The 620-nt window shown below is 40.8% G+C and carries 1 protein-coding gene; it reads right to left on the reverse strand.

Annotation, left to right across the window (positions count from 1 at the left end):
- On the reverse strand, window positions 1-620 hold a 620-nt coding region (locus KEM10_RS23985; RefSeq protein WP_212220999.1), incomplete at both ends, for a DNA methyltransferase family protein.

Raw genomic sequence — 620 nt, forward strand, 5'->3', positions numbered from 1 at the left:
AATCGGGTATTGATTGATGTTCCTTGTCTGGAGTAAAGCTTTTTGCCGTTAATCGGGATAATATCTTCAACGTTGTAAAAGTGGTAGAGATAATTCAGGAAAATACGGTTAGTTCCTGCGGTAACACGACTGTGTTCATCCCAAGTGGTATGACCACCAATGATAATGGCAGCTTTACCATTATCCTTCATGCAACGCAAAGCGTTCAATGCCATTGCATGTTCCAACCGCTTGATTTTAAACTTTCCAAAAAGTTCAGGTTGAGAAAGTGAACCGAAAGGTGGATTCGTAACTATACCGTCAAAAGTTCTGTCATAAGCTGCCGGAGGCTTTAACGCATCCCAAGAGCTGACCTTTGCAAAAGGTTGCTCTTTCAGGTTGGCATGTCTTATATCATCAAGCTCGTTGACATGGGTATAGTGATAAGGCAAAGCAATGGTTAAAAGTCCGTTTCCTGCCGATGGCTCTAAATACTTTGGAAAATCGTTTTTATCATTGGTAAGGTGAGCATTGCCGACAATTTTGCCTTTAGTTCCACCTTTTACGATGTTCTTAAAAGCCTTGTAACCTGATAAGCTACCTGATTTTAAAATGTAACTCGATGCCAGGAATGAAATGGG

This window comes from Carboxylicivirga linearis (assembly GCF_018271995.1).
GTDB classification, from domain to species: domain Bacteria; phylum Bacteroidota; class Bacteroidia; order Bacteroidales; family Marinilabiliaceae; genus Carboxylicivirga; species Carboxylicivirga linearis.